General features: G+C 68.7%; 19 protein-coding genes. 16 read left to right on the top strand and 3 right to left on the bottom strand.

Translation table 11 applies throughout. The annotated features are described in order from the left end of the window. Positions 1–42 precede the first annotated feature (42 nt). A complete protein-coding gene (gene asd, locus QRO93_RS06235) occupies positions 43–885 on the bottom strand; it encodes an archaetidylserine decarboxylase (protein ID WP_180878479.1) in 843 nt (280 codons plus the stop codon). Continuing rightward, a complete protein-coding gene (locus QRO93_RS06240; protein WP_285304010.1) occupies positions 882–1,532 on the bottom strand; it encodes an SCO family protein in 651 nt (216 codons plus the stop codon). The genes asd and QRO93_RS06240 overlap by 4 nt, the downstream gene beginning before the upstream one ends. Before the next feature lie 122 nt (positions 1,533–1,654). Here QRO93_RS06240 and prmB point away from each other — a divergent pair, with 122 nt between their 5' ends. The 13 genes from prmB to QRO93_RS06305 all read left to right on the top strand — a co-directional run bounded on the left by prmB (position 1,655) and on the right by QRO93_RS06305 (position 20,032). Then, positions 1,655–2,584, top strand: coding sequence for a 50S ribosomal protein L3 N(5)-glutamine methyltransferase (gene prmB / locus QRO93_RS06245; RefSeq protein ID WP_053450404.1), 930 nt, complete (start codon positions 1,655–1,657; stop codon positions 2,582–2,584). Next, the gene (aroC, locus tag QRO93_RS06250) at positions 2,581–3,684 is read left to right on the top strand and encodes a chorismate synthase (protein ID WP_008264593.1); all 1,104 of its coding nucleotides are present in this window, start codon (positions 2,581–2,583) and stop codon (positions 3,682–3,684) included. The genes prmB and aroC overlap by 4 nt, the downstream gene beginning before the upstream one ends. Next, complete coding sequence (locus QRO93_RS06255) at positions 3,677–4,714, top strand: D-glycerate dehydrogenase (protein WP_053450403.1); 1,038 nt, start codon at positions 3,677–3,679, stop codon at positions 4,712–4,714. Before aroC ends, QRO93_RS06255 begins: the two co-directional genes overlap by 8 nt. 92 nt (positions 4,715–4,806) lie before the next feature. Continuing rightward, positions 4,807–5,835 carry an aspartate-semialdehyde dehydrogenase gene (locus QRO93_RS06260; RefSeq protein ID WP_180878478.1) on the top strand — a complete coding sequence of 343 codons (1,029 nt, stop codon included), beginning with the start codon at positions 4,807–4,809 and terminating at the stop codon, positions 5,833–5,835. Positions 5,836–5,939: 104 nt separating this feature from the next. Beyond that, the gene (locus tag QRO93_RS06265) at positions 5,940–7,949 is read left to right on the top strand and encodes a FimV/HubP family polar landmark protein (RefSeq protein WP_180878477.1); all 2,010 of its coding nucleotides are present in this window, start codon (positions 5,940–5,942) and stop codon (positions 7,947–7,949) included. 26 nt (positions 7,950–7,975) lie between these two features. Then, positions 7,976–8,338, top strand: coding sequence for a VOC family protein (locus tag QRO93_RS06270; RefSeq protein ID WP_053450400.1), 363 nt, complete (start codon positions 7,976–7,978; stop codon positions 8,336–8,338). 32 nt (positions 8,339–8,370) lie between these two features. Then, positions 8,371–9,141, top strand: a complete 771-nt coding sequence (gene truA, locus QRO93_RS06275) for a tRNA pseudouridine(38-40) synthase TruA (RefSeq protein WP_053450399.1) — start codon at positions 8,371–8,373, stop codon at positions 9,139–9,141. After that, positions 9,138–9,794, top strand: coding sequence for a phosphoribosylanthranilate isomerase (locus tag QRO93_RS06280; RefSeq protein WP_285304012.1), 657 nt, complete (start codon positions 9,138–9,140; stop codon positions 9,792–9,794). The genes truA and QRO93_RS06280 overlap by 4 nt, the downstream gene beginning before the upstream one ends. Positions 9,795–9,981: 187 nt before the next feature. Next, on the top strand, positions 9,982–10,653 hold the full coding sequence (locus QRO93_RS06285) for an OB-fold-containig protein (RefSeq protein WP_180878476.1): 672 nt from the start codon (positions 9,982–9,984) through the stop codon (positions 10,651–10,653). Continuing rightward, entirely contained in the window at positions 10,653–12,671 is a 2,019-nt protein-coding gene (locus QRO93_RS06290) for a flotillin family protein (protein WP_053450396.1), read from the top strand. The genes QRO93_RS06285 and QRO93_RS06290 overlap by 1 nt, the downstream gene beginning before the upstream one ends. An 85-nt stretch (positions 12,672–12,756) precedes the next feature. Then, positions 12,757–18,165: a DNA repair ATPase gene (locus QRO93_RS06295; protein ID WP_180878475.1), complete on the top strand. Its 5,409-nt coding sequence runs from the start codon at positions 12,757–12,759 to the stop codon at positions 18,163–18,165. Continuing rightward, complete coding sequence (locus QRO93_RS06300; protein WP_180878474.1) at positions 18,162–18,869, top strand: hypothetical protein; 708 nt, start codon at positions 18,162–18,164, stop codon at positions 18,867–18,869. Before QRO93_RS06295 ends, QRO93_RS06300 begins: the two co-directional genes overlap by 4 nt. A gap of 44 nt (positions 18,870–18,913) precedes the next feature. Next, complete coding sequence (locus tag QRO93_RS06305; RefSeq protein WP_053450393.1) at positions 18,914–20,032, top strand: toxic anion resistance protein; 1,119 nt, start codon at positions 18,914–18,916, stop codon at positions 20,030–20,032. Positions 20,033–20,145: 113 nt separating this feature from the next. Here the strand turns inward: QRO93_RS06305 and QRO93_RS06310 are convergent, their stop codons facing one another. Continuing rightward, the gene (locus tag QRO93_RS06310; protein ID WP_180878473.1) at positions 20,146–21,030 is read right to left on the bottom strand and encodes a LysR family transcriptional regulator; all 885 of its coding nucleotides are present in this window, start codon (positions 21,028–21,030) and stop codon (positions 20,146–20,148) included. Positions 21,031–21,127: 97 nt separating this feature from the next. On the opposite strand from QRO93_RS06310, the gene trpB reads away from it, so the two are divergent. From trpB to trpA, 3 genes are read left to right on the top strand one after another with little or no spacing between them, the layout of a single operon-like run. Continuing rightward, a complete protein-coding gene (gene trpB, locus QRO93_RS06315; RefSeq protein ID WP_180878472.1) occupies positions 21,128–22,345 on the top strand; it encodes a tryptophan synthase subunit beta in 1,218 nt (405 codons plus the stop codon). Continuing rightward, positions 22,342–23,031, top strand: a complete 690-nt coding sequence (locus QRO93_RS06320) for a hypothetical protein (protein ID WP_180878471.1) — start codon at positions 22,342–22,344, stop codon at positions 23,029–23,031. Before trpB ends, QRO93_RS06320 begins: the two co-directional genes overlap by 4 nt. A gap of 1 nt (position 23,032) precedes the next feature. Then, positions 23,033–23,842 (top strand): tryptophan synthase subunit alpha, encoded by an 810-nt coding sequence (trpA, locus tag QRO93_RS06325; RefSeq protein ID WP_053450390.1) that lies wholly within the window; start codon positions 23,033–23,035, stop codon positions 23,840–23,842. The last annotated feature ends 46 nt before the right edge of the window (positions 23,843–23,888 follow it).

Genomic DNA, 23,888 nt, shown 5'->3' on the forward strand with positions numbered 1-23,888 from the left:
GATCAACGGAGATGCCGGCCAGTGGCCGGCACTACCGAAGCCTCAGCGCAGCGTGGCCAGCGCCTGGCCCAGCTGCACCGGGCTCTCGGCGCCCAGCTGCGGGGCGAACTCGGCCACGCCCGGCGGCAGCAGCACGATCACGGTCGAGCCATAGTTGAAGCGCGCCATCTCGGCGAATCGCTCCAGCTGGATGCCCTGGCCACGGTAGTCCTTGCGGGTGATGCGGTCGCCGTAGGCCGGGATCTCTTCGCCGCTCCACACGGTTTCCACGCCGGACACCAGCAATGCGCCGACCATCACGCTGACCATCGGGCCGAAGCTGGTGTCGAAGTGGCAGACCAGGCGCTCGTTGCGCGCGAACAGGCGTGGCACGCCGTTCACCGCGGCCGGGCCGACGCTGAACAGACGGCCCGGCACGTGCACGGTTTCACGCAGGGTGCCGGTCCAGGGCATGTGCACGCGGTGGTAGTCGCGCGGCGACAGGTAGACGGTGGCATACAGGCCGTCGTTGTACGGCTTGGCATCCTCGTCGCTGCCCAGCAGCTCGGCCGCGGTGAACGACTGGCCCTTGGCCTGGAAGATGCGACCGGCCTCGATCTTTCCCAGCTGGCTGATGCGGCCGTCGGCCGGCATCACCAGCCTGCGCGGATCGGCATCGGCCACCCGCGCGCCCGGCTTCAGCGCACGGGTGAAGAACTGGTTGAAGGTGGCATAGCTGCGCGGGTCCGGGTTGGCCGCCTCATCCAGGTTGACGTTGAACTTGCGGGTGACCGTGTCGATCAGCCAGCGTGACACGCGCGGGTCGTCCGAGTACGCCAGCGAACGCGCCATCGAGGACAGCAGACGGTGGGGCAGGACGTACGTCAGGGCGGTGGTGAGACTCATGGGGCGGTTTTCTCGGTCAGCTTCTGCAGGTCGCGGGCGATCGCCGGCGCGTTGAACGGGGGGCGCACCAGGCCGGCGAGGCGGCCCTGCGGGTCGAGCACGGCCAGGCTGGCCGAATGCTCGACGGTGTAATCCTCGGGGTTCTCGTCGAAGTGCTTGCCCGGCACCTTCTGGAACACGAAGCCCAGCGAGGTGGCGAAGCGCTCCAGCGAGGGAACGTCGGCGGTGGCGGCCAGGGTGTCCTTGTGGAAGCCGTGCACGTATTCGCCCAGGCGGGTGGCGCTGTCGCGGTCGGGGTCGACCGAGATGAACAGCACGCGCGGGCGCAGGCTGTCGGGCAGGGCCTCCCACTGGTTCTGCGCGCCGGCCAGCTCGGCCAGGGTGGTCGGGCACACGTCCGGGCAGAAGGTGAAGCCCAGGAACACCACCGTCCAGTGGCCCTTCAGCTTGCCGGGGATCAGGCGGGTGCCATCGGACTGCGCGAGGTTGAAATCGGGAAGCGCACGCGGCTGCGGATACAGGGTGATCGCTTCGGTAGCCGGGGCGTTGGCCGGCGGCTTCGGCGCGAACACCTGCTGGGCGGCCAGCAGGCCGAGCCCCGCCGCCAGGGCGATCAGCAGGATGATGCCGGCGTTGCGATTGAACATGGGGGCTCCCGCGCGAAATGGGTTCCATCATACCGGCTGTGGCCTGATCGTTTCCGCCGCAACGGATGCCGCCACGGGCGCCAGCCCCTATAATCGGGGGCCACTTTGCCCGCAGTACCGCCATGACCGCTGAAACGGCCGCCGAACTCCACACGATCATCGATCTGATCCGCTACGGCACCAGCCGTTTCAACGAAGCCGGGCTGACCTTCGGGCACAGCTACGACAACGCGCTGGACGAGGCCACCCAGCTGGTGCTGCACAGCCTGCACCTGCCGCACGACCTCGGCCCGGCGTACGGCCAGGCGCGGCTGCTGCAGGCCGAGAAGCAGCGTGTGCTGGAGCTGTTCCAGCGCCGCATCGACGAACGCATCCCGGCCGCCTACCTGACAGGTGAAGCCTGGTTTGCAGGTTTGAGCTTCAAGAGCGACAAGCGCGCGCTGGTGCCGCGCTCGCCGATCGCCGAACTGATCGAGTGCGGCTTCGAGCCGTGGCTGGCCGGCCGCGACGTGTACCGTGCGCTGGACCTGTGCACCGGTTCGGGCTGCATCGCCATCGCCATGGGCCACTACTACCCGAACTGGCAGGTGGACGGCGTCGACCTGAGCGACGACGCGCTGTCGCTGGCTGAAGAAAACCGGGAGCGGCTGCAGGCATACAACGTCAACCTGGTGAAGTCGGACCTGTTCAATGGCCTGTCCGGCCGCCACTACGACCTGATCGTCACCAATCCGCCGTACGTCACCAACGACGAGACCGATGCGCTGCCGAAGGAATACTCCTACGAGCCGGACATGGGCCTGCGTGCCGGCGACGACGGCCTGGACCTGGTGCTGAAGATCCTGCGTGACGCGCCGCTGCACCTGAGCGAAGACGGCCTGCTGATCTGTGAAGTGGGCGAGTCCGAACAGCATCTGATCAAGCTGCTGCCGGAAGTCGATTTCGCCTGGATCGAATTCAAGGTCGGCCAGATGGGCATCTTCGCGGTCGAATGCCGCGAGCTGATCGCCCACAGCGCGCGCATCACCGAACTGGCGGCGCAGCGCCCGTGAGTTCCAATTCGTTCGGCAAACTGTTCACCGTCACCACGTTCGGCGAGTCGCACGGGCCGGCCATCGGCTGCGTGATCGATGGCTGCCCGCCGGGGCTGGCGCTGGACGCGGCCGAATTCGCCCACGACCTGCAGCGCCGCGCCACCGGCAAGAGCCGGCACACCTCGGCGCGCCGCGAGGCCGATGAGGTCGAGATCCTGTCCGGCGTGTACGAAGGCCTGACCACCGGCACCCCGATCGCGCTGCTGATCCGCAACACCGACCAGCGCAGCAAGGATTACGCCAACATCGGCCAGCAGTTCCGCCCGGGCCATGCCGACTACAGCTACTGGCACAAGTACGGCATCCGCGACCCGCGTGGTGGTGGCCGTTCCTCGGCGCGCGAGACCACCATGCGTGTGGCCGCCGGCGTGGTCGCCAAAAAGTGGCTGGCCGAGCGTTTCGGCGTCACCGTGCGTGGCTACCTGTCGCAGCTGGGCGACATCACCCCGGCCGGCTTCGACTGGTCGGCGGTGGAAGACAACCCGTTCTTCTGGCCGCACGCCGCGCAGGTGCCCGAGCTGGAGGCGTACATGGATGCGCTGCGCAAGTCCGGTGATTCGGTCGGTGCCTGCGTGGACGTGGTCGCCGACAACGTGCCGCCGGGTTGGGGCGAGCCCATCTACGGCAAGCTCGACGGCGAACTCGCCGCCGCGCTGATGAGCATCAACGCGGTGAAGGGCGTGGAGATCGGCGACGGTTTCGCCAGCGCCGCGCAGAAGGGCACCGAGCATCGTGACCTGCTGACCCCGCAGGGCTTTGCCAGCAACCATGCCGGCGGCATCCTCGGCGGTATTTCCACCGGCCAGCCGGTGGTCGCTTCGATCGTGTTGAAGCCGACCTCCAGCCTGCGCCTGCCGGGCCCGTCGCTGGACACCGCCGGCAACGTGGTGGAAGTGGTCACCACCGGCCGCCACGATCCCTGCGTCGGCATCCGTGCCACCCCGATCGCCGAGGCGATGGTGGCGATGGTGCTGATGGACCAGGCGCTGCGCCATCGTGCGCAGTGTGGCGATGTCGGCACGATCACCCCGCGTATCCCCGGGCAGATCGATGGCTGACACGCGGCCGACGGTGTGGGTGAGCCAGCCGCTGATCGATGCGGCCATCGCGCCGCTGCGCGATCGCGTGCAGCTGCGCGTCACCGACACCGTTACCGCCTGGTCGCCCGAGCAGATCGCCGCGCAGCTGGCCAGCGCCGAGGGCGCGATCATCACCCTCAACGAGCGCATCGGCGCGGCCCAGGTGGCCGATGCCGCGCAGTTGCAGGTGATCGCCAACGTCGGCGTCGGCTATAACAACCTGGATGTCGACGCGCTCAGCGCGGCCGGCATCCTCGCCAGCAACACCCCGGACGTGCTCACCGAGACCACGGCCGACCTCGGTTTCGCCCTGCTGATGGCCACCGCGCGCCGCATCACCGAATCCGAGCGCTGGCTGCGTGAAGGCCAGTGGCAGCAGTGGTCGTTCCAGACCATGCTCGGTGCCGACATCCACGGCAGCACGCTCGGCATTCTCGGCATGGGCCGCATCGGCCAGGGCATCGCCCGCCGCGGCGCACTCGGTTTCGGCATGAAGGTGCTCTACCACAACCGCTCGCAGCTGCCGGCCGACACCGAAGCGGCGCTGGGTGCCACCTACGTGGACCTGGATACGCTGCTTGCGCAGTCCGACCACCTGCTGCTGGTGCTGCCGTACACCCCGGCGTCGCATCACCTGATCGATGCCGCCGCGCTGGCGAAGATGAAGCCGTCGGCCACGCTGGTGAACATCGCCCGTGGCGGCCTGGTCGATGAGATCGCATTGGCCGATGCACTGGCCAATGGCCGCCTGGCGGCGGCCGGCCTGGATGTGTACGAGGGCGAGCCGGCAGTGCGCCCGGAACTGCTGGCGCTGCGCAACGTGGTGCTGACCCCGCACATCGGCAGCGCCTCGCTGGCCACGCGAACGGCGATGGTACAGCTGGCCGTGGATAATCTGGTTGCCGGGCTCGGCCTGGACGGCGATCCGTCGCGCATGCCGAGCGCGATCAACGCTGACGCGGCGATGGCCGCGCGCGTGACTCTGGGCAAAAAAACCGGGAAACGATAGGGAACCTCCGCGCGCCCCGCTTGAGGAGGTTCCCCGAACCCTGCTGTCGTGCGTGATTTTTCCCATCCCCGTTTTCGTGAGAGTTTCCCCCCATGAGCAATGCACAGCGCAGTTTCCACGTCGCCGTCGTCGGTGCCACCGGCGCGGTTGGCGAGACCATGTTGTCGATCCTTGAAGAACGTCATTTCCCGGTTGGTACCCTGAGCGTCCTGGCCTCCGAGCGTTCGGCCGGTGGCGAGATCGAGTTCAACGGCCAGAAGGTCACGGTGCAGGACCTGGCCACTTTCGACCCGACCGGCGTCGAGATCGCCCTGTTCTCGGCCGGTGGCAGCGTGTCGAAGGAATACGCGCCGAAGTTCGCTGCCGCCGGTGCGGTGGTGATCGACAATTCTTCGGCCTTCCGTTACGACGACGACGTGCCGCTGGTGGTGTCCGAGGTCAACCCGGACCAGGTTGCCAACCGTCCGCGCGGCATCATCGCCAATCCGAACTGCTCGACCATGCAGATGCTGGTGGCGCTGGCGCCGCTGCACCGCAAGTACGGCATCGAGCGCATCAACGTGTCCACCTACCAGTCGGTGTCCGGTGGTGGCCGTTCGGCGATGGAAGAGCTGGGCAAGCAGACCGGCCAGCTGCTCAGCTTCCAGGAAATCGATCCGCAGCGCTTCCCGGTGCAGATCGCCTTCAACCTGATCCCGCACATCGACGACTTCCAGGACAACGGCTTCACCAAGGAAGAGATGAAGCTGGTCTGGGAAACCCGCAAGATCCTCGGCGACGACAGCATCCTGGTGAACCCGACCGCAGTGCGCGTGCCGGTGTTCTACGGCCACTCCGAATCGGTGGCGATTGAGACCCGCGACAAGGTGACCGTGGCCGAAGCGCGTGCGCTGCTGGAGCAGTCGCCGGGCATCGAAGTGGTGGATCGCCACGAAGCGGGTGGCTACCCGACCCCGGTGACCCACGCTTCGGGCACCGACGCGGTGTACGTCGGTCGCATCCGTGAGGACCTGTCGCACCCGCGCGGCCTGAACCTGTGGATCGTCTCGGACAACGTGCGCAAGGGCGCGGCACTGAATGCCGTGCAGCTGGCCGAGCTGGTCGCCGCCGAACAGCGCTGAGCAGCGCGGTTGCTTCACCGGTAGTGCCGGCCGCTGGCCGGCATTGCCGCAGGTCGTCCATCGGTGGGTGCGGACCTTGGTCCGCACGCTTTATAGTGTCGCCCATGAATAAACGGGCCAGGGGCGCAACGCGCCCGCTCAGCTATCTTTCCGCCGCGCTGCTGGCCCTGGCCAGCAGTTCGGCGCTCGCCCTGGGGTTGGGCGACATCCGTGTCCTGTCCAAGCCGGGCCAGCCCTTGCTGGCCGAGATCCCGGTAGTCTCGGCCGACCCGTCCGAGCTGGAAAACCTGCGTGTGGCGCTGGCTTCGCCGGTCACCTTCGAGCGCGTCGGCCTGCAACGGCCGACCGGCCTGGTCAGCGAACTGCAGTTCGAACTGACCCGCAACGCGCAGGGCAGGGCGGTGGTGCGGGTGACCTCGCAGGCGCCGGTCGAGACGCCGTCGTTGAGCTTCCTGATCGAGGCCGACTGGGGCCAGGGCCGGCTGGTCCGCGAATACTCGGCGCTGGTCGATGCGCCGTCCAGCGCACTGGCCGTGGCCGAGCCGGAGATCGTCGCACCGGCTGGCACCCTGTCCAATACCATTGCCCGCGAGCCGGCAGCGGCACCTGTGGCAGAGGCGCCGGGCACGCCACCGTCCGCGCCGGCGCCCACGCCGGCACCCGCACCAGCACGGTCGCGTGCGGTGCCTCCACCGGTTGCGGCCATACCTGCCGATGGCAGCGTCACCGTGCAGCGCGGCCAGACCTTGTCGCAGATTGCCAGCGCGGTGGCGCGTGGCAACCAGGTCAGTCGTGATCGCGCGATGATCGCCCTGCTGCGCGCCAATCCCGAAGCCTTCATCCGTGGCAACGTGAACCTGCTCAAGCAGGGCGCAGTGCTGCGCATGCCAGGCAGCGATGCGCTGGCGGCGGTCGATGCTGCCGAAGCGGCTGCGCTGGTGCGCGAACACGCGGCGCAATGGCGCCAGGCACGCACCGTGCCGCAGCCGGCGGGTACCGTCGCAGCAGTGGCCAAGGCACAAACCACGAACGCAGCGTCCCCGTCGGGGGCCAGCGGCGCGCGGCTTGAAATCGCTCCGGCGCTGGCGTCCGACGCCGCGAAAGCGGGCACAACCACCGGCACCGCTGCCGGCAGTGAGGGTGACATGATGGGCAACGAGCAACTGCGCCAGGCGCGTGAGGACATCGCTACCCGCGATGCCGAGATCGGCGAGCTGAAGCAGCGCGTGGCCGACCTGGAGAAGCTGAAGGAACAGCAGCAGTCGCTGATCGCGATGAAGGACAACGACCTGGCTGCCGCGCAGCAACGCCTGGCCCAGGCGCCGAGCAGCCGCGACGCGGCAACACCGTGGTACTGGCTGGGCCTGCCCGTGCTGCTGCTCGCCGCGGCGGCAGCCTGGCTGCTGCGCCGGCGCAAGCCGTCACCATTGCCGCCGCTGCGCGAAGAAGGCGATGCGGCTGGCCTGGCCGCGGCGGTGCCGGCGGGTGCGGCGCTGGATACGCTGGCCGAGCAGTCCTCGTGGTCGTCGGTGGTGTCCGACAGTGGCCGCCAGGAGCCCGCGATGCCGGCCTGGGCGACCGCAACCGAGGTGCAGGATGACGTGGCTGCCGAACCGATCGCCGACGTCGCCGCCCAGGCTGACTGGCAGGCGCAGACGCTGCGCGATGACGAAGTGGGGGAGCTGCCCGAGGCCGTGACCGATCTGCCGCGCTGGGACGAGCCGGTGCCCACGCAGGACACCCCCGTGCCGGATGAGCCGGTCGCGCAGGCGGTCGCTGACGAGATCGCGGTGCCGGACTATGCGCTGCACGCCGAACAGCAGCCGCAGTTCCGCGGCGTGTTCGACCTGCCGGCCGAGCACCATGACAACGGCGATTCCAGCGGTGCGCCACACGACGCGATGGCCACGGCCGCGCACGAAGAACACACCGCGGCACCGGCCGGTGATGCCGGCTGGGCACCGCGTGCCGGCCAGGAGCGGCTGGAGCTGGCCATTGCCTATCTGGACCTGGGCGACGCGCAGACCGCGCGTACCCTGCTGCAGGAAGTCGCCGAGGGCGGCGATCTGCACAGCCAGGCGCAGGCGCGCGAGCTGTTGGCGCGCCTGCCGTGACCGAACCCGCTGACAAGGACCGTGCCATGAGCCGCGAGCGCCGCATCGATTACGTTGAATTCGCCTCCGCTGATCCGGCGGCCAGCCGCGCCTTCTTCGAGAAGGTGTTCGGCTGGTCGTTCGTCGACTATGGCGGCGACTACACCGCCTTCGACGATGGCCGCCTGCAGGGCGGCTTCTTCCGTGGCCAGCCGCAGCGCGCCAGCGATACCGGCGCACCGCTGCTGGTGCTGTACGCCGACCGCCTGGCGCCGATCGAGGCAGCGGTGCGTGACGCCGGCGGCGAGATCGTGCGCCCGGTGTTTTCCTTCCCCGGGGGCAGCCGCTTCCAGTTCGTCGAGCCCGGTGGCAACGAACTGGCGGTGTGGTCCGAACGCGACCCGGCCTGAGCGCCGCCCCACACGCAGCATCGAGGTAGCACATGCGTTACGCGCTTGGCGTCGAGTACGACGGCAGCGATTTCAGGGGCTGGCAGAACCTGGGCGAAGGTGGCCCCAGCGTGCAGGCCAGCCTTGAACTGGCCCTGTCGTCGGTCGCCGATGCGCCGTTGCAGGTGGTCTGCGCCGGCCGCACCGATGCTGGCGTGCACGGCCAGTGCCAGGTCGTGCATTTCGACACCGAGGTGGTGCGCGATCCGCGCGCCTGGATGCTCGGCACCACCACCCGCCTGCCGCGCTCGATCGCGGTGCGCTGGTGCGTGCCGGTGGCCGATGATTTCCACGCCCGTTTTTCCGCGCGCGCGCGCCGCTACCGCTATCGGCTGCTCAACCGCGAAGTGCGGCCGGCGCTGGGCCGCCAGACCCTGAGCTGGGAGCGGCGGGCGCTGGACGAGACCCTGATGCATGCCGCCGGCCAGGCCCTGCTTGGCGAGAACGACTTCAGTGCGTTCCGATCGGTGCAGTGCCAGGCGTTGCATGCGCGGCGTGAACTGCAGTCGCTGCAGGTCAGCCGCCAGGGCGAGGTGATTGAAGTGGCCGTGCAGGGCAATGCATTCCTTCATCACATGGTCCGCAATATCGTCGGATCCTTGATCCTGGTGGGCAGCGGCGAAAAACCGGTGGAATGGATCGCCGAACTGCTGGCCGGGCGCGATCGCACCGTAGCCGGTCCCACCGCACCGCCGCAGGGCCTGGTGTTCCTTGGGCCCCTGTACCCCGACAACTGGCATCTGCCCGCCGAGGTCACGCTATGAGCCGCTCCTACTACCGCACACGCATCAAGTTCTGTGGCATGACCCGCGCCGGCGACGTCCGCCTGGCCGGTGAGCTGGGCGTGGACGCAGTGGGTTTCATCTTTGCCCGCGAGAGCAGCCGCCGGGTCGCCCCGGCCGAAGCGCGCGCGATGCGCCAGGCGATCGCGCCGATGGTCGACGTGGTGGCGCTGTTCCGCAACAACAGCAAGGAAGAGGTGCGCGAGGTGCTGCGCACGGTGCGGCCGACCCTGCTGCAGTTCCATGGCGAGGAAGACGAGAGCTTCTGCCGCAGTTTCAACATGCCGTACCTGAAGGCGATCGCCATGGGCGGGCGCGAAGAGGTCAACGCCCGTACCCTGCAGCTGCGCTACCCCAGCGCGGCGGGATTCCTGTTCGACAGCCACGCGCCCGGCGGCGGTGGCGGCACGGGTGTCGCCTTCGAGTGGGGGCGCATCCCGACCGGCCTGCACCGCCCGTTCCTGCTGGCCGGCGGCCTGAACCCGGAGAACGTGAAGGACGCCATCCTCGCCACCCTGCCGTGGGGCGTTGACGTGTCCAGCGGCATCGAGGTCGAGCCGGGCATCAAGGACGGCTACAAGATGCGCACGTTCGTCGAAGAGGTGCGCAGCGCCGACTGCACCGTGCTGGAGTGACCCGGCACGACCCCGCGCGCGTCGCCGCCTGCGGTCGGCGCGCGTCTTCACATTTGTCCCTGTACACCCTCTTCACATAGGATGAAGGGGAAGCCATGGCCATGAGGGCCGTGGCGGGATCGACGGAACCGCTCCCGGCGGATTCCGAACGGGGCGTCACGCGCCCATAGCCCAGGAAGGCAAAGCGATGCAGGAATTCCTCACCGTCGTGTTCGGCTACCCGACCCTGCCGTACAGCGTCCTGCTGGCGGTGTCGCTGGTCTATTGGGGGCTTGCCGCTTTTGGCCTGGTCGATGACGGGTTCGGCGATCTCGGCGCCGATGGTGCGCTGGACAGTGACACCGATCTCAGCGGCCTCTCGGCCCTGCTGCAGCGCTTCGGCCTCGGTGGCGTGCCGGTCATGGTCGTGGTCACCCTGCTGGGCTTCTTCGGCTGGGCCTTGACCTATTTCATCCATCTGTTCGTACTGTTGCCGCTGCCGGACCTGCTGCGCTGGGGTTTCGGCACGCTCGTGGCCGTGCTCGCGCCGCTGCCGGCGGTGCCGATCACCGCGCTGCTGCTGCGGCCCATCCGCACCTTCCTGCAGCGCCTGCAGCCGGTCGCACAGGCCTCCCTGCTGGGGCGCGTGGGCGTGGTCGCCTCGCCCCGGGTGGATGCGCGCGGCGGCCATGCCACGGTCGATGACGGCGGTGCCGGGCTGGTGCTGCAGGTGCGCAGCGACGTCGAACTGCAGCGTGGCGAGCGCATCGTGCTGGTCGAGCACGTGGCCGAACACCATTACTACCGGGTGGTCCGCGCTGATGCGGTCGCCCTCGATTTCCAGGACAACCTGCTTCCGGGCAACAAGGAGAATCTCTGATGAGTTTTGCTGGCGCGGCCCCCTTCCTGATCGGGATCATCGTCCTCGTAGGCCTGCTGCTCGGCCTGGCGGGACTGTTCAAGGCGTTCTACCGCAAGGTCGACCAGGGCGTGGCCCTGATCGTCAACGACATGAGCGCCACGCCCAAGGTGCACTTCACCGGTGCGCTGATCATCCCGGTGCTGTACCGCGCCGAGCTGATGCGGATCAGCCTGATCACCCTGCAGATCGACCGCCGCGGCAAGGAAGGCCTGATCTGCCGCGACAACATGCGCGCCGACATCGCCGTGGCGTTCTACCTGCGGGTCAACGAGACCCAGGCCGACGTGCTGCGTGTGGCCAAGGCCATCGGTGCCGACCGTGCCTCGGACAAGCACGCCGTCGATGAGCTGTTCAACGCCAAGTTCTCCGAAGCGCTGAAGACGGTCGGCAAGAAGTTCGACTTCACCGAGCTGTTCGAGAAGCGCCAGGAATTCCGCGACGAGATCATCGCGGTCATCGGCAACGACCTGAACGGCTATGTGCTGGAAGACGTGGCCATCGACTACCTGGAGCAGACCCCGAAATCGCTGCTGGACCAGTTCAACATCCTCGACGCGCAGGGTATCCGCAAGATCACCGAGCTGACCGCCGCGCAGAACGTGGTGACCAACGAGCTGGAGCAGAACGAGAAGCTCGCCATCACCAAAAAGAACGTGGAAGCGCGCGAAGCGCTGCTGGCCCTGGAACGCCAGCAGGCCGAGGCCGAGGCGCGGCAGAAGCGCGAGATCGAGACCATCCGTGCCCGCGAGGAAGCCGAGACCGCCAAGGTGCAGGAAGAACAGCGCCAGCTGTCCGAGAACGCACGCATCGAAGCGCAGCAGTTGATCGATATCCGTGACCAGAACCGCCTGCGCGAGGTGGAAGTGGCCGAACAGAACCGCCAGCGTGCGGTGGCCATCGAAGCCGAGCGCGTGGAGCGCGCGCGCCAGCTGGAACAGGTCACCACCGACCGCGAAGTGCAGCTGCAGGGCGTGGAGCGTGACAAGGTGGTCGAGCAGGGCAAGATGGACGTGGCCAACATCACCCGCGAACGCATCTCCATCGACAAGACCGTGGCCCAGGAAGAAGAGCGCATCAAGGAAGTGCGCGAGGTCTCCGAGGCCGACCGCCAGAAGCAGGTGCTGATTCTGGAAGCCGAAGCCAAGGCGCAGGAATCGCTGGTGCGCGAAGTGAAGGAAGCGCAGGCCCGCGAAACCGCCTCCAAGCACCGCGCGGTGGAACTGACCACCCTGGCCCAGGCCGAACACGAAGCGGCCGGCAAGCAGGCCGAAGCCAAGCGCCTGCTGGCCGACGCCTTCCGTGCCGAGCAGGCGGCGCCGGGCCTGGCCGAAGCGCAGGTGCGTGAAGCCTCCGCACTGGCCATCGAGAAGGTCGGTATCGCCGAAGCCCGCGTGATCGAAGCCAAGGCCGAAGCCAACCTGAAGCAGGGCAGCAACGAGGCCCGCGTGCTGGCCGAAACCCTGCAGGCGCAGGCCCAGGGCGAAGAGAAGATGGGCCTGGCCCGTGCCACCGCCACCGAATCGCTGGGCAACGCCGAAGCCGGCGTGGTGCAGAAGAAGCTGCTGGCCGAAGCCGAAGGCCTGGTGCGCAAGTTCGAAGCCATCGCCTCGCTGAGCGACCAGGCACGTGGCCACGAAGAGTTCCGCATGATGCTGGACAACAGCCTGAAGCAGGCACTGGCCTCTATCGAAGCGGGCAAGGAAGTCTCGCGCGAGAACGCCAACGTCATCGCCAGCGCGCTGCGCAATGCCGACATCGACCTGGTCGGTGGCGACGGCGGCATGTTCGAGAACCTGGTCAAGGCCGTGTCGCTGGGCAAGTCGATCGAAGGCTTCGCCGGCAAGAGCCCGATCGTGCAGGAGCTGATGCAGCGCTACCTGGGCGTGGCCGTGGCCGAACCGGCACCGCGGCAGATCGCCGAGGACGCCGACGCGGCGCCGACCGTGTCGGCCGCCGTGGTCGACAGCGCCCGTTGATGCACCGGGCGGTGGCCGCTGCGGCCACCGCCCGCCCGCGCCGGCCGCAACCACGGCCGGCCGTCCGTAAGCCGGAAGCCTGCTGATGTCTGAAACCCATCCGTCCGCCGAAACCACAGCGCCGGAGGCCGGCGGCAACACCGTCGACCAGGCCGTTGCCCAGGGCGGTGCCTACGAAGTTCTGCGCCGCCGCCTTGGCGAACAGGGCCAGCGCCTGCAGGCGTTGGCCGAAGCCCTCAACCGCCAGCGACTGGCCGAGTTCGGCGACAGCCGGCTGGAGGTGGTCGGTCGCTTCCGCATCCGCAGCGAGAACAACTGCGTCGGCCGTGACATCGTCCAGGTCGGGCCTGACCGCCTGCTGTTCGGCTACAACGTCTATATCGGGCTCAAGACCCATACCCGCATCGAGGATGTGTTCGGCCTGTACCGGCTGGTGCAGGGCAAGGACGGCTACGATGTGGCCGCGCTGGAGCTGAAGGGCAGCTTCCTCGACCAGCCCGGCTTCGTGCACGACTTCAACGAGCTGTACGCCTACTACAAGCATGCGCGCCTGCTGCAGCTGATCGTGGTCGGCGACAAGCTGCTGGCCTCGTTCCAGATCGGCGAGCGCAGCAGCGACGTGCGCGTGTTCCGCTGGGCGCTGTCGCGCGAAGGTGAGCTGACCTACCTCGATGCGCGCGGCGAACGCGATATCGCCCTGCCGCCGCCGTTCGACTTCGAATGGACCAAGGCCACCCGCGATCTCGCGGTCAACGGCCGCCACTCGCACCTGAACATCCTCGACACCCTGTTCGTGGAAACCACCGGTGGCGACCTGACCATCAAGGTCGAGAACAACACCGAAACCGGGCAGGGCATCTACAGCGAACCGGTGGAGGACAGCACGCAGTCGCTGGACGACGCCCAGTTCGAATTCGCGCGCGTCGGTTCGCTGCTGCTGCTGAAGGTGTTGCCGTACCGCGAGACCGTCTGGCGCGGGCTGATCTACAACACGCTCACCGGCGAAATCGTGCGCAACGACGCCATCGTCCAGGCCTGCGTGCAGCTGCCCGAAGACCACGGCGTGATCTTCCCCGGCGGTTACTACCTGCAGGGCGGCGAGCACAAGGCCTTCGATGCCTCGATGGCCGGCATGCAGTTCAAGCGCAGCATCCGCTCGCCCAACGGCGAGGACGTGCTCTACATCTTCTACGAGCGCGAAGGCGGGCGCTCGGCGCTGTTCGTCTACAACACCATCCAGCGCGTGCTGCAGAACCCGGTGTTCGGCCACGGCTATGCCTTCATGCAGGATGGGCGCATGGTGCTGTTCCATGCCGAAGGCGCCGAACCCACCCGCATCCATCCGATGCAGGTCTGGCAGACGCCGTTCAGCAGCGACGAGTTCGCCGCCAGCCGGCCGCCCGGCAACACCTTCATGGGCCGCATCGGCAATGCCGAGCTGGTGCGCGGCATCTCCAACCTGTTCAACCTGTCCCGCGAGATCGACGGCCAGGATGTCTCGGTGCAGCGCTACCAGCGCCTGGTGGCCGATACCCGCCGCCTGTTCGATACCCACCACTGGCTGGGGGACGAGGCCTGCGACGGCGCCGAAGCGCTGCTGCGGCAGATCAGCGCCACCGGCGAGTCGGTGCTGGACGAGTACGAGAAGGTCCAGTCCATCCGCGAGCAGTCGGCGCAGGCGATGGTCGAGGCGGAAGCGAACTACAAGGCGCTGCTGGGCCGCCTGCAGCCGCAGAACTGGAACGAGGTGCAGGCCTTCGTCGAGGCCCTGAACGAGATCACCGCGCTGCGCGGGCGGCTGCTGACCATCCGCGAGCTGCGCTACATCGACACCGCGCGCATCGAGGCGATGACCGCCGAACTGGTGCAGGCGCAGGATCGCGTGGGCGCCGCCACCGGCGAGTTCCTGGCCGGCGATGCGGCACTGGCACCGCTGGGCAGCCGCCTGCAGGCACTGGATGAAGCGGCCCAGCAGGCCAGCAGTGCGCGCCAGCTGGATGAGCAGCTGGACGGCATGCGTGGCATGGCCGCCGACCTGGACATGCTGTCCGAACTGATGGCCGGCCTGAAGGTGGACGATGCCACCGCGCGCACCCGCGTGGTCGAATCGATTTCCGCGCTGTACGGGCGGCTGAACCAGGCGCGCACGCGTGCCGAACAGCGCCGCCGCACGCTCGGCTCGGCCGAGGCCGTGGCCCAGTTCGCTGCACAGTTCGCGTTGTTCTCGCAGTCCATCACCAGTGCGCTGGCGATGGCCAACGATCCGGAAAAGGCCGACGAACAGCTGTCGCGCCTGCTGGTGCAGCTGGAGGAACTGGAAAGTCAGTTTGGCGAGCACGAGCAGTTCCTCGGCGACATCCTCAGCAAGCGCGAGGAACTGGTCGAAGCCTTCGAGACGCACAAGCAGGCGTTGCTGGACGACCGCCAGCGCAAGGCGCGCTCGGTGCTCGACGCGGCCAACCGCATCCTCGATGGCCTGGCCAAGCGCACCGAGCGCTTCGCCACCGCCGACGAGCTCAACGCGTTCTTCGCCGGCGACCCGCTGATCCTCAAGCTGCGCGAACTGGCCGAGCGGCTGCATGCGCTGCGCGACAACGTCAAGGCCGATGACATCGAGGCGCGCCTGAAGGGCGTGCGCGACCAGGCCGTGCGCCAGCTGCGCGACCGCAGCGACCTGTACGAAGCCGGCGGCAACGTCGTCCGGCTCGGCCCGCGCCACCGTTTCAGCGTGAACACCCAGGCGCTGGACCTGACCCTGCTGCCGCGCGGCGACACGCTGGCCATCCACCTCACCGGCACCGATTTCCTGGAAACCCTGCACGACCCCGAGCTGGAGGCGCTCAAGCCGTTCTGGCCGGTGACCCTGGATTCGGAATCCGATGCGATCTACCGCGGCGAGTACCTGGCCGGCAGCCTGCTGCTGGCCGCGCAGGACGGCCGCGATGGCCTGGACATGGCCCAGCTGCAGCACGATCTCGCCAGCCCCGAGGCGCTGGACCAGCGCGTGCGTGCGTTCGCCGCGCCGCGCTACCGCGAGGGGTATGAGCGCGGCATCCATGACCACGATGCGGCGCTGATCCTGCACGCCCTGCTGCCGCTGCAGCAGGCCGCCGGCAGCCTGCGCCATGCACCGCGTGTCCGCGCACTGGCCATGCTGTTCTGGGCCGCCGAGCAGCGCAACGAGGCCGTGGCGCAGTGGCCGGCGCGCCAGGCCGGTGCCGATGCCATCGCCCGCCTCTTTGGTTCCGACGAAGGGCGCCAGGCGCTGCGCGCGGAGATGGCCGCTGCGCTGGATGCGTTCGTGCAGGCGCAGGCCCTGCCGTTCGACGCCGCCGCGATCGAAGGTGCCGCTGCCTACCTCGGTGACGAACTGAGCGCGGGCGATCCGGTATTCGCCAGCAGCCGCCATGCGCTGGCATTGCTGGAGGCATTGCAGCAGCAGCTGGAGCAGGCAGGACAGCGTGAGGCACTGGAACGCGCGCTGCAGCGTGGACAGGATCCGCTGCCGCTGCGCTGGGCGTTGGCCGGGCAGTGGCTGCGCGCGCTGGGCCGGCTGCCGGCGCAGGCTGCCCATGCCGGTTACACCGATGAGGCTGCCGCACTGCTGCTGGTGCAGCGGCAGCTGCGCACGCGCGCCAGCGATGCCACGCTGCGGGTGGAAGTGAACGGCCTGCTCGGCGAGCATCCGCGCATCGTGCAGGGCACCCTGGCGCTGTCGCTGGATGATTTCCTGGCCCGCCTGCACGCCCACCTGCAGCAGTTCGTGCCGGCATTCCACGCCTACCAGGCGGTACGCCAGGGCATCATCGGCCGTGAGCGGCAGGCCCTGCGCCTGTCCGAGTTCAAGGCGCGGCCGCTGTCCTCTTTCGTGCGCAACAAGCTCATCAACGACGTTTACCTCGGCGTGATCGGCGACAACCTCGCCAAGCAGATGGGCACGGTGGGCGAGAACAAGCGCAGCGACCTGATGGGCCTGCTGATGATGATCTCGCCGCCGGGCTACGGTAAGACCACGCTGATGGAATACGTGGCGCACCGGCTGGGCCTGGTCTTCATGAAGATCAACGGCCCGGCACTGGGCCACGACGTGCGTTCGCTGGATCCGGAGCAGGCGCCCGACGCCACCTCGCGGCAGGAGCTGGAAAAGCTCAATCTGGCCTTGGAGATGGGCAACAACACCATGCTGTATGTGGATGACATCCAGCACACCCATCCCGAGTTCCTGCAGAAGTTCATTTCGCTGTGCGATGGCACCCGCCGCATCGAAGGCGTGTGGCGCGGCCGCACGCGCACCTACGACATGCGCGGCAAGAAGTTCTGCGTGGTGATGGCCGGCAACCCGTATACCGAGTCGGGCGAGGTGTTCAAGATTCCGGACATGCTGGCCAACCGCGCTGACATCTACAACCTCGGCGACGTGCTGGGCGGCATGGAAGCGGCGTTCACCCTCAGCTACATCGAGAACAGCCTGACCTCCAACCCGGTGCTGGCACCGCTGGCGACCCGTGACATGGCCGACCTGTACCTGCTGGTCGATCGTGCGATGGGCAAGGACGTGTCGACCAACGGGCTCAGCCATGCCTACAGCGGTGCCGAGATCAACGAGATCACCGCCACCCTGCAGCGCATGCTGCGCGTGCGCGACGTGGTCTACCGGGTCAACCAGCAGTACATCGCCAGCGCTGCGCAGGATGACCGCTACCGCACCGAGCCGCCGTTCCGCCTGCAGGGCAGCTACCGCAACATGAACAAGCTGGCCGAGAAGATCTCGCCGGTGATGAACGAGGACGAGCTGCAGCAGCTGATCTCCGACCATTACCTGGGCGAGGCGCAGCTGCTGACCACCGGCGCCGAGGAAAACCTGCTGAAGCTGGGCGAGCTGCGCGGCGTGCTGGACGAGGCGCAGGTGCAGCGCTGGGCGCAGATCAAGCGCGATTTCCTGCGCAACAAGGCCATGGGTGCCGACGACAGCGATGTCGGTGGGCGCGTGGTCGCGCAGCTGGCCGACATCGCCAGTGCACTGCAGCTGCCGCCACCGGCTGCGCCGCTGGTGGAGGCTGATCCGGCACCGTGGCCGGCCTTGCTGGAAGCGCTGCAGCGCTTGGCCGAAGCACGCCCAGAAGCACCGGCCGCCGTGCAGCCTGCCGAGCCGGTGGTGATTGCCGCGCCCAGCCCCCCGGCCACGCCGCTGGCCGAGGACCTGCAGGCCGGGCTCGCTCCGCTGATCCAACTGCTGGTGGCCTCGCAGGCACAGCAGGAACAGGTATCGCAGACCCTGGCGGCGTTCGCCGGGTGGGCGCGGCAGCAGGTCGAAGGCGCGGCCGGTGCCAGCACCACCACCGCGCGTCGTCCGCGCGTGCGGCGGGCCAGCACGCCGGAGGAGCGCGCACTGGATGAGGCGCTGATGCGCCACTTCTACGGCGAGTCGCTGCCGCCGGAAGCCACTGACGACGCCCCGTCGGGAAGCGCGCCGATGCGGCCGCCGTTGCCATGACCGACGCGGCGCCCCTGCCGACGCCGCAACGCCCGGACACGGCGGATGTTGCACGCCTGGCCGACTACGGCGCGCCACTGCTGCAGGCGTTGGCCGCGCGCGACGTCGCGTTGCCGGCGACCGCCGGCGATGGGCTGGTCGAGGCGCTGGCACGCATCGCGCTGGCGCTGCAGGCTGCCGACCCGGCACGCCTGCGCCGGCAGGAAAGCTGGTGGGGCCGCCTGCTTGGCCGCGATGTCGAGCGTGAGGCCGCAGGCCGCGGCCTGCAGTCGCGGCTGGGGGTCCTCGCCCTGCAGGCACGCGAGCAGGCCCAGCAGCTGCAGCAGCACATGGCCGTGCGTGCCACCGCGATCAGCGCGACCGGCCAGGCCGCCGAAGCACTGCAGGCCTGGGCGGACGCGGCCGCCGCGGACGTGCCAGCGATGCAGGGCGCCGGCCAGGAAGCACTGGCGGCGCGCATCGACCACCTGCAGCGGCTGGCGGCGCTGCGCCGCATCGAAGCCGGGCAGTGGCAGCTGCTGCAGCAACAGGACGAGGTGCTGCTGCAGCGCTTCGCCCGCATCCATGATGTCCTGCTGCCAGCGTGGCGGCAGGCCGCACTGGCCGCGCAGGCCGCCACCGGCGCGGTCCGTGCCGGCCAGGCGGCCACGCTGCACGCACAGATCGACGACGAGGTCGCGGCGGCTCAGGCTAGACTGCGCTGAGCCGGCCGCCGCTGCCGCCAACCCACCTGCAAGGAGACTGCCCGATGACCCAGGACAGCCAGCACCCCGGCACCCTCGTGCCCACCCCGGCCACCCCTTCCGCACTCGACGAAGGCGCGCTGCAGGCGTTGGGCCTGGTCCGCGAGGACCTGCCGCGCATCGCCGAGATCCGCATGGAACTGGACGACCTGCGCCCGGGCAACCTGCAGGTGTTCGGCCGCGAGGCCGCGACGCGCACGGCAGCGTTTTCCAGCCAGCTGCTGGACCAGGTGCGCAACCGCGACCTCGATGCCAGCGGCGACAAGCTGGGCGAAGTGGTGCGCATCGCGCGCAGCCTGAAACTGGACGGTTTCGCCCAGCGTTCGAAGGTGCCGGTGATCGGCGGTCTGATCGATCGCCTGCGCGTGTCCAAGGGCGAACTGGTGCAGAAGTTCAGCGATACCAACGCACAGATCGAGCAGCTGCTGGGCGACGTGGGCGTGCAGCAGGCGCTGATGGGCAAGCGCGTGGGCGAGTTCGACCGCATGCACGAGATCGTGCGCGAGGAGCGCCACGCGCTGGGCCTGTACGCAGCCGCCGGCAAGCAGCGCCTGGCCGAACTGCAGGCCGAGCAGCTGGCAGGGCAGGGCAGCGACGACCCGCAGCAGCGCATCCGCCAGAGCGAGGTCGACAATGCGATCCGCCTGATCGAAAAGCGCGTGTCCGACCTGCAGCTGATGCAGCACGCGGCCGACCAGTCGCTGCCGATGATCCGCCTGATCCAGGCCAACGCGCTGCAGCTGATCGAAAAATTCAACACGGTGCGCGAGATCACCATCCCGTCGTGGAAGCGCCAGTTCGCCATCCAGCTTTCGCTGGGCGAGCAGAAGGCCGCGGTCGAGCTGTCCACCGCCATCGACGATGCCACCAACGAGCTGATGCGCCGCAATGCCGATCTGCTGCGCCAGGCGTCGGTGGATACCGCACGCAGCAACCAGCGCGGCGTGATCGACGTGGCCACGCTGCGCCATGTGCACGAACAGCTGATCGCCACCGTGGAGGAAGTGCGCAGCATCCATCGCGAAGGCATGCAGCAGCGCCAGCAGGCCGAAGTCGAACTGTCGCGCCTGCGCGACGACCTGCAGCAGCGGCTGGCCGCACCCACGGCACTGAGGGAGTCGTAGCGTCGAGCTTGCTCGACCGAGGTAGGCGTAGAGTCGAGCTTGCTCGACTGAGGTAGTCGTAGAGTCGAGCTTGCTCGACTGAGGAGATCGATGCCAGTCGAGCAAGCTCGACGCTACAGTTGCGCCATCGCCCACTCGGCCAGTGCATCCACGCGCGGGTCGGCCGGGCCGTCCGGCCGCGCCAGCACCCAGAACCCGCCTGTCGCCGAGAATCCCCAGGGCGCGATCAGGCGCCCGGCGGCCAGGTCTTCGGCCACCAGCGGCTCCGGCGCGATCGCTGGCCCCAGGCCTGCGACGGCCGCTTCCAGCAGGTAGTAGAGATGCTCGAAGCCGGTGCCCATCTGCAACTGCGCCGGGTCCAGCCCGTGCGCCTGTGCCCAGGCCGGCCATGCCTGCGGGCGCGAGCTGGTGTGCAGCAGCGTCTCCTTCAGCAGTGCCGGGGGCGGCACATGGCGCAACCGCTGCGCGGCGGGATGCGAGGGCGCCACCACCACGCCGACCCGTTCCGGCGCCAGTTCGCGTACCTGCCAGCCGCGTGGCCACGGCCCCTGCGCCAGCAGCAGGACCGCATCCAGCGCTGCCTGCGCCTCGGTGAAGCTGCCATCCAGCGCCGACCACTGCAGGCGCACGCCGGGCAGGGCGGCCTGCAGCGCGGGCAGGCGCGGGATCATCCAGCGCGCCAGCACGCTGCCACTGCAGCCCAGTACCAGAGCAGGAGATGCCGTTGGCCGCCGCAGTTCACGCACGCAGTCTTCAATGCCGGTGAACGCCTCGCTGCATGCCACCTGCAGGCGGCTGCCTGCGGCGGTCAGGCGCAGGCCGCGACCGGCACGCTGGAACAAGGCCATGCCCAGATGATCCTCCAGCAGCTTCAGCTGCCGGCTGACCGCACCGTGGGTGACATGCAGGTCCTGTGCGGCGCGGCCGACCCCGCCCAGGCGGGCGGTGGCCTCGAACGCGCGCAGCGCATTGAGCGGCGGAAGCGATGAGTTGCCCATGTGAGATTTCCTGACAAGATGCGCCAGATAATATCCATTTTCCGGTCACGACCCGTGCGCTAGAGTATCAACCTGTCTTGAACCACCGGTCGTCTCCATGTCTGCCTCCCCCATCGCCGACTATCACGCCTTCCCGGATGCCCAGGGCCACTTCGGCCGCTACGGCGGCAGTTTCGTCGCCGAAACCCTGGTCGGCCCGCTGCAGGAACTGTCCCAGGCCTATGACCAGGCCCGCCAGGACCCGGCATTCCAGGCTGCCTACGACCGCGACCTGGCCCATTACGTGGGCCGGCCGAGCCCGATCTACCACGCCCAGCGCCTGAGCGACCATGTCGGTGGCGCGCAGATCCTGCTCAAGCGCGAGGACCTGAACCACACCGGCGCGCACAAGATCAACAACACCATCGGCCAGGCCCTGCTGGCCGCGCGGATGGGCAAGAAGCGCATCATCGCCGAGACCGGCGCCGGCCAGCATGGCGTGGCCAGCGCTACCGTCGCCGCGCGCCTGGGCCTGGAATGCGTGGTGTACATGGGCGCCACCGACATCGAGCGGCAGAAGATCAACGTCTACCGCATGAAGCTGCTCGGCGCGACGGTGGTGCCGGTCACCTCCGGCTCGGCCACCCTGAAGGATGCGCTCAACGAAGCGATGCGCGACTGGGTGACCAACGTGCAGGACACCTTCTACATCATCGGCACCGTCGCCGGTCCGGACCCGTACCCGCGCATGGTGCGCGATTTCAACGCCATCGTCGGGCGCGAGGCACGCGAACAGATGCTGGCCGAGTACGGCCGCCTGCCCGATGCGATCACCGCCTGCGTCGGCGGCGGCAGCAACGCCATCGGCCTGTTCCATGCCTTCCTCAACGACCGCCAGGTCGAGATCGTCGGCGCCGAAGCGGCAGGTGATGGCATCAGCACCGGTCGCCATGCCGCGTCGATCGCCGCCGGTCGCCCGGGCGTGCTGCATGGCAACCGCACCTACGTGCTGTGCGACGACGACGGCCAGATCATCGAGACCCATTCGGTGTCGGCTGGCCTGGATTATCCGGGCGTCGGCCCGGAGCATGCGTTCCTGGCCGATACCGGCCGCGCGCGCTACCTCGGCATCACCGATGAAGAGGCCCTGCAGGCGTTCCACCTGCTGGCGCACACCGAGGGCATCCTGCCCGCACTGGAATCCAGCCACGCGCTGGCGCAGGCGATTAAGCTGGCGCGCGAGCGTCCGCGCGACCAGATCGTGCTGTGCAACCTGTCCGGCCGCGGCGACAAGGACGTGCATACCATCGCCGCGCGCGAAGGCCTGGTGCTGTGAATTGCATGCTGCGCCATGGTGGGGCGTGGGTGCTGGCGGTCGGCCTGGGGGGTTGCGCGCCGCCCGATCCGCCGGTGCTGGCGCCGGCGCCGGCATCCCCGGCGGCGATCACCCCGGCACGCCAGGTTGCCAGCAACGACGATGCTGCAGCACATCGTCCGATCGAAGACGCACCGTTGCCAGGCGCAGACGATGCTGCCGATGACGACAGTGCTCCGGCGGTGGTTTCGGTGGCACTGGACCATGCCGGCGAGGTGCTGATCGGCCAACCTTTCAGTGAACTGCAGAGCGAGGGGCAGTGGCACTCGGCCGGGCTGAGCGAGGCGACCTCCGGGCGCTGTGAGTATTACGAGCGCGGCACGCTGCCTGAAGGCGTGGCGATGATGGTGCAGGACGGTGACGTGGTGCGTTTCGACCTGGCCCCCATCGACGATTCGGGCCAGGTGGTGGTCCAGCCGGGGCCGTTCGGCCTGCACCTGGACATGCCGCGCGCGCAGGCCCTGCAGCTGCTGCCCAAGGGCGTCTCCGCCCAGCCTTATGGCAAGGATGTGGAGGCCGGCGAGACCCTGCTCTGGCAGGACCCCGGTTCCGACCTGGCGATCCGCGTGGAGATCGTCGACGGCACCGTATCCCGAATGTACTGGGGCGCCAGCGGCGCCGTTGACCTGATCGAAGGATGTACCTGACATGCCCGTATCCCGACTTGATGCCTGTTTCCAGCGCCTGCGCGAGCAGCAGCGCAAGGCGTTGATCCCCTTCATCACTGCCGGCGATCCCTCGCTGGAGGCTACCGTGCCGGTCATGCACGCACTGGTCGAGGCCGGCGCCGATGTGATCGAACTGGGCGTTCCGTTCTCCGATCCGATGGCGGACGGACCCACCATCCAGCGCAGCTCCGAGCGCGCGCTGGCGCGCGGTGCCGGCAGCCGTTACGTGCTGCAGGCCGTGGCGCAGTTCCGGGAGCGTGATGCGCAGACCCCGGTGGTGCTGATGGGCTACCTGAATCCGGTCGAGATCCATGGCTACGCAGCGTTCGCCGACGCCGCAGTGAAGGCCGGCGTGGACGGCGTGCTGCTGGTCGATCTGCCGCCTGAAGAAGCCGGTGATGCACAGCAGGCGTTCGAGGCCGCTGGCCTGGCGTTGGTCCTGCTGGCGTCGCCGACCACCAGTGAAGCGCGTGCCGACAAGCTGATGGCCCTGGCGCGTGGCTACCTGTACTACGTCAGCTTTGCCGGTGTCACCGGTGCGTCCGAGCGGCTGGACAGCGATGCTGCCAGCGCCCGCCTGCAGGCACTGCGCAAGCGTGCCTCGGTGCCGGTCGTGGCGGGCTTCGGCATCAAGGACGCGGCCAGTGCCGCGGCAATGGCGCGGCAGGCCGACGGCGTGGTGGTAGGCAGCGCACTGGTGGCGGTGCTGGCAGAGGCGGGCTCGGCGGAAGACGCCGCGCAGCGCGCCGCAGCCTTCCTCGCACCGTTGCGGCAGGCGCTGGACGCGTGACGGTCGTGCCGGCCACGGGCCGGCATCCTCCGGGCTGCCGGCCAGC

Source organism: Stenotrophomonas maltophilia group sp. Smal17 (assembly GCF_030237045.1).
Lineage (GTDB): Bacteria > Pseudomonadota > Gammaproteobacteria > Xanthomonadales > Xanthomonadaceae > Stenotrophomonas > Stenotrophomonas forensis.

Bases quoted from the DNA above. Each gene is read 5' to 3' on its own strand.
- QRO93_RS06270 (WP_053450400.1), top strand. From the start codon at position 7,976: ATGAGCCGCGAGCGCCGCATCGATTACGTTGAATTCGCCTCCGCTGAT.
- prmB (WP_053450404.1), top strand. From the start codon at position 1,655: ATGACCGCTGAAACGGCCGCCGAACTCCACACGATCATCGATCTGATC.
- QRO93_RS06295 (WP_180878475.1), top strand. From the start codon at position 12,757: ATGTCTGAAACCCATCCGTCCGCCGAAACCACAGCGCCGGAGGCCGGC.
- trpB (WP_180878472.1), top strand. From the start codon at position 21,128: ATGTCTGCCTCCCCCATCGCCGACTATCACGCCTTCCCGGATGCCCAG.
- QRO93_RS06260 (WP_180878478.1), top strand. From the start codon at position 4,807: ATGAGCAATGCACAGCGCAGTTTCCACGTCGCCGTCGTCGGTGCCACC.
- QRO93_RS06240 (WP_285304010.1), bottom strand. From the start codon at position 1,532: ATGTTCAATCGCAACGCCGGCATCATCCTGCTGATCGCCCTGGCGGCG.
- QRO93_RS06305 (WP_053450393.1), top strand. From the start codon at position 18,914: ATGACCCAGGACAGCCAGCACCCCGGCACCCTCGTGCCCACCCCGGCC.
- QRO93_RS06280 (WP_285304012.1), top strand. From the start codon at position 9,138: ATGAGCCGCTCCTACTACCGCACACGCATCAAGTTCTGTGGCATGACC.
- QRO93_RS06290 (WP_053450396.1), top strand. From the start codon at position 10,653: ATGAGTTTTGCTGGCGCGGCCCCCTTCCTGATCGGGATCATCGTCCTC.
- QRO93_RS06255 (WP_053450403.1), top strand. From the start codon at position 3,677: ATGGCTGACACGCGGCCGACGGTGTGGGTGAGCCAGCCGCTGATCGAT.
- QRO93_RS06310 (WP_180878473.1), bottom strand. From the start codon at position 21,030: ATGGGCAACTCATCGCTTCCGCCGCTCAATGCGCTGCGCGCGTTCGAG.
- truA (WP_053450399.1), top strand. From the start codon at position 8,371: ATGCGTTACGCGCTTGGCGTCGAGTACGACGGCAGCGATTTCAGGGGC.
- QRO93_RS06265 (WP_180878477.1), top strand. From the start codon at position 5,940: ATGAATAAACGGGCCAGGGGCGCAACGCGCCCGCTCAGCTATCTTTCC.
- QRO93_RS06285 (WP_180878476.1), top strand. From the start codon at position 9,982: ATGCAGGAATTCCTCACCGTCGTGTTCGGCTACCCGACCCTGCCGTAC.
- trpA (WP_053450390.1), top strand. From the start codon at position 23,033: ATGCCCGTATCCCGACTTGATGCCTGTTTCCAGCGCCTGCGCGAGCAG.
- QRO93_RS06300 (WP_180878474.1), top strand. From the start codon at position 18,162: ATGACCGACGCGGCGCCCCTGCCGACGCCGCAACGCCCGGACACGGCG.
- asd (WP_180878479.1), bottom strand. From the start codon at position 885: ATGAGTCTCACCACCGCCCTGACGTACGTCCTGCCCCACCGTCTGCTG.